The sequence below is a fragment of the Rhizobacter sp. P3_B12 genome, from assembly GCF_056402895.1.
This window is the reverse complement of the sequence record NZ_JBFUGN010000284.1, coordinates 1-3,555: the sequence shown is the minus strand read 5'-3', so window position 1 is coordinate 3,555 and position 3,555 is coordinate 1. Positions and strand designations below refer to the sequence as shown.

At 72.0% G+C, this 3,555-nt stretch carries 4 protein-coding genes; all 4 read left to right on the top strand.

Annotation, left to right across the window (positions count from 1 at the left end; genetic code table 11):
* On the top strand, positions 1–1,140 hold a 1,140-nt coding region (locus tag AC1D01_RS16095; protein WP_477867926.1), incomplete at its 5' end, for an ABC transporter permease.
* An 11-nt stretch (positions 1,141–1,151) separates the two neighbouring features.
* Positions 1,152–1,889, top strand: coding sequence for an outer membrane lipoprotein-sorting protein (locus tag AC1D01_RS16090; RefSeq protein WP_477867924.1), 738 nt, complete (start codon positions 1,152–1,154; stop codon positions 1,887–1,889).
* Position 1,890: 1 nt separating this feature from the next.
* Positions 1,891–2,880: a hypothetical protein gene (locus AC1D01_RS16085; RefSeq protein WP_477867922.1), complete on the top strand. Its 990-nt coding sequence runs from the start codon at positions 1,891–1,893 to the stop codon at positions 2,878–2,880.
* Positions 2,881–3,034: 154 nt separating this feature from the next.
* Positions 3,035–3,555, top strand: a 521-nt coding sequence (locus AC1D01_RS16080; protein ID WP_477867920.1) for a carbohydrate-binding protein, incomplete at its 3' end; no start/stop codon positions are given.

Below are 3,555 nucleotides of genomic sequence, written 5' to 3'. Positions count from 1 at the left end.
MTCGCGGCGCTCGGCACCGCGGCCATCCTGCTGGCCGGCGGCTTCGCGCTGTCGACGTACCACGCGCTGGCGCAGGCCGCGGCGCGCAGCAGCGGGCACCTGGTGATCGGCCGGCCGGCGCAGTTCACGAGCGACGAGGACACGCCGCTGCAGCACGGCCTCGACGATGCCACCGCGTTGCGCGCCCGGCTGCTCGCCGACCGCGCAGTGCGGCAGGTGCTGCCGCGCGTGGAGTTCAGCGGCCTGGTCAGCAACGGCGACAAGTCGACCGTGATGATGGCCCACGGCGTCGACCCCGACGGCGAGTTCTCGGTGAAGGGCCCGTTCCTCACGGTGACGGCCGGCGAGGTGCTGGCCGGCGCCGACCGCGCCGAGGTGATGCTCGGCGACGGCCTCGCGCGCAGCCTGAAGGCCCGGCCCGGCAGCGGCCTGACACTGCTCGCGAGCACCACCGATGGCGCGCTGAACGCGCTGGACGTGCGCGTGAAGGGCGTGTTCTCGACCGGCGTGCCGGAGATCGACAAGCGCCTCGTCTACACCGACCTCGCGACCGCGCAGAAGCTGCTGAACACCACGCGGGTGTCGACGCTCGGCGTGTTCCTCGACCGCATGGAATCGACCGGGCCGGCGCGCGAGCGCATGGCGGCCCTGTTCCCGTCGCTCACGGTGCAGACCTGGCTCGACCAGGCCTTCTTCTACCGCTCGGTGCGCGACCTCTACAACCGCATCTTCGGCGCGCTCGGGCTGATCATCGGCGTGATCGTGGTGTTCGTCGTCGCGAACGCGATGGCGATGGCCATCCTCGAGCGCACGCGCGAGATCGGCACGCTGCGCGCGCTCGGCACGCTGCCGTCGCAGCTGCTGCGCACGCTGGCGCTGGAGGGCATGCTGCTCGGCGGCGCCGGCGCGCTGCTCGGCGCCGCGCTGGCCGGTGCGATCTCGCTGGGGCTGTACCTGGTGCCGGTGCAGATGCCGCCGCCGCCCGGCCGCTCCAGCGGCTACCCGCTGACGATCGAGGTCGATCCGCTGATGTTCGCCGCCACCGTGCTCGCGATGCTGCTGCTCGCGATGGCCGCGGCCGCGCTGGTCGCCCGCAGGACCGTCCACACGCCGGTGGTGGATGCGCTGGCCCACACCTGAAGGGATCCACGATGAAACACTTCCTCGCGATCGGGCTCGGCCTGCTGGCCGTGTCTGCCCGGGCGCTGGCCCAGGACATCGCGCCGCTGCTGAAGGCCGCCGACCGGTTCCGCATGGGCAGCGACAACCTGCAGGTCGACACGCTGATCAGCGTCTTCAACACCGACGGCTCGCCCGACAAGGAGCGGCGCTACACCGTCTTCGCGCAGGCCGGCCACCGCTCGCTGGTGCTGATGCGCAGCCCGGCCGAGAAGGGCCAGAAGGTGTTGATGCTGGGCGACGACTTCTGGCTGCTGATGCCCGGCAGCCAGCGCCCGCTGCGCATCACGCCGATGCAGAAGCTGCTGGGCGATGCGTCGACCGGCGACATCGCGACGCTCAGCTGGGCCGACGACTATGGCGGCCGCGTCATCGGCGAGGAGCGCTGCGGCGAGGCGGCCTGCCTGCACCTGAGCCTGGCGGCCAACCGCAAGGGCGTCACCTACCAGCGCATCGAGCTGTGGCTGGGCACGAGGCTGCACGAGCCGCTGAAGGCCGAGCTGTACGTGCAGTCGGACAAGCTCGCGAAGCAGGCGGGCTTCGTGCTCGACACGCCGGCCGCGCCGACACGGGTGACCGAGATGGTGCTGCGCGACCAGCTGAGCAACCACAAGGAGACGCGGGTGCGCTACCTCTCGCGCGCGCCGCGCGACGTGCCCGAGGCCTGGCTGAATCCGATGTTCCTCGCGCGCAACCCGACGCTCGACTGAAATGCGCCGCTTCGTGTGGATCGCGGCGCTGTCGGCGCTCGCGGGCAGCGCGGTGGCCGACGACGAATTCGGCGGACAGGTGCGTGCCCATCGGGAGCAGGTGCAAGGCGCGGCACCGCCCAGCACCGACACGCTCGAGACCGAACTGCGCGGCCACTGGAAGGCGCTCAGCGGCAACGTCGTCTTCACGCAGCGGCGGCCCGACGGCGGCGCGTGGCACGGCGACGCCGCCGTCAACGAGCTGCATGCGTCGGGCGACGCGCTGGGCTGGCAGTGGAGCGGTGGCCGCAAGATCGTCGCGTGGGATGTCGGCTACGGCTTCCGGCCGAACGACGTGGTGCAGCAGGAGCAGCGCCGCACGCTGCTCGCGACCACGCCGCAGGGCCGCGGCCTGGTGCAGGCCGAGCACTTCGATGCCGACACCGCGTGGACGCTGGTCTGGGTCAACCCGCGCAGCGATGCGGGCTCGGGCGGTGATGAAGAGGCGTTCGCCGCGCGTGTCTACCGGCGTGTCGGGTCGGCCGACTGGCACGGCTTCGCACGCGTCGGCGCGCATTCGCGCGGCAGCCTGGGCGCGGCCACGTCGTGGGTCGCGAGCGACAGCCTCGAGCTGCATGCCTCGCTGCGGCGTGCGCAACAGGCAGCGCCCGCACCCGCCGTCACGCAGGCCCTGGCCGGCGTCACCTGGACCGGCGAGAGCAAGCTCAGCCTGATGGCCGAGGCGTGGTCCGACGGTCTCGCCGCGGCCCCTCAACCCCGCAGAAATGTGTATCTGCGTGCAGCTTGGGAGCATGAAGGCTGGCAACCTGTGGTCGACTTGCTGCTGGTGCCGGCCGACCGCGGCCGCATCACCACCGCGGCGCTCGGCTGGCAGGGCGACCGCTGGCGTGTCGACGCCGGCCTGCGTTGGTTCGGCGGGCCGCCGACCGCTGCCATCGCCCGGCTGCCGACGCGGCGGATCGCCTTTCTTGCAGCCACCTGGCCGTTCTGAAGGGCGCGCCGCACCGGGATCTCCGCGCTTCACACCGCTCGTTACTGGTATTACGATGGTATTGCCTGGTAGCGTATTGGTTCCATGCGCCAATCGGGCATCGCCGTCCCGCCGTGCAGGTGGGGTTCATCGACTTGCCGAGGGAGATCCCACCATGTTCAACGCACCGTACAAGCTGCGCCTGCTGGCGGCGCTTGCGACGTCCGTCGCCGCCGCGTCGGCCTATGCCGCCTACCCCGCCTGGAAGGCCGACACCTTCTACGCCGCCGGCACCATCGTGTCGTACAACGGGCACGACTACCGCGCGCTGGTCAGCCAGACCGACTACGCCAGCACCGGCTGGAACCCGACCACGGCGAGCCTGTGGGCCGACCTCGGCGTGAGCAGCGGTACGCCGCCGCCCGCGCCCGCACCGTCCCCGGCGCCTTCGCCGGCTCCGGCGCCCGCACCGTCTCCCGCGCCGTCCCCCAGCCCGGCCCCGGCACCGGCCGGTTGCAGCCCGGTGTGGCTCGCCGCCACCGCGTACAGCGGCGGTGCGCTGGTCAGCGTGAACGGCACCAACTACAAGGCCAACTGGTGGACSCAGGGCCAGAACCCGTCGTCCAACAACGGCCCGGYCGGCAGCGGCCAGCCGTGGACGGCGACGACCAATTGCAATGGCGCGCCGGCCCCTGC